Here is an 813-nt window from a genome sequence, read left to right as displayed (position 1 = left end):
GTCCAGCCGGTAGCCGCGCTTGATGACCGTCTCCACGACCGGGACGGGCAGCGCCCGGCGCAGACGGGAGACCACCATCTCGAGGGCGTGCTCATTGTCGATCCCCGGCACCGCGGCCAGCAGCTCCGCCCGGGGCACGACCGCCCCGGTGCTGCGCACGAGCGCCCGCAGCACCGTCACCTGGGCGTCGGAGAGCGGGACGAACGCGCCCGCCACGGCCGTGCCGGTGCTCATCAGCCGCAGCGTCCCGTGCCGCGTGCCGACCGCGAGGGTGCGCTGCTCGGCCACGTGCGTGCAGATCGTGCGCACGAGCGCGCCCAGCCGGTAGCGCTCCGGGACGACGGGCTCGATCCCCGCCTCCAGCAGCGGCCCGGCGCAGACCGGGCCCACCGCGGCCGCCGTGACGTCCGTGCGCAGGGCCTCGACGAGCTCGGCGTAGCGGCCGGTCTCCTGCGCGGTGCTGAACAGGGCGTCGACGGCCGGGGCGGCGGTGAACGTCAGCACGTCGAGGCGCCGGTCGCAGACCTCCCGGATGAGCGCGGGCAGGCGCTCGCCGTCGTCGGCGGACAGCCACCGGTAGGGGGCCACGGTGTCCACGGCGGCGCCGGCGGCCACGAGGCGCTGCAGCTGGATCCCGTCGGCGAGCCCGTGCATCTGCACCGTGAGGCGGGTTCCGGCCACGCCGTCGGCCAGCAGCCGGTCGACCACCGAGGACGTGCGCTCGTCCGCGGCGACCTCGGCGTCGTCGAGCTCCAGGGACAGCACCTGGCCGCGGGCCTTCGCCCCGCGCGTGATGACCCGCGCCCGCTGGAA

The 813-nt window shown here is 76.4% G+C and carries 1 protein-coding gene; it reads right to left on the bottom strand.

The window, feature by feature from the left end:
* A partial coding sequence (locus QYM41_RS17585; RefSeq protein WP_368801062.1) for a uroporphyrinogen-III synthase occupies positions 1–813 on the bottom strand: 813 nt, incomplete at both ends.

It is taken from the genome of Kocuria oxytropis, assembly GCF_040981195.1.
In the GTDB taxonomy this organism is placed as follows: Bacteria; Actinomycetota; Actinomycetes; order Actinomycetales; family Micrococcaceae; genus Kocuria; species Kocuria oxytropis.
Note: the sequence above shows the minus strand (reverse complement) of the source record. Positions and strands in the feature narration are given on the sequence as shown.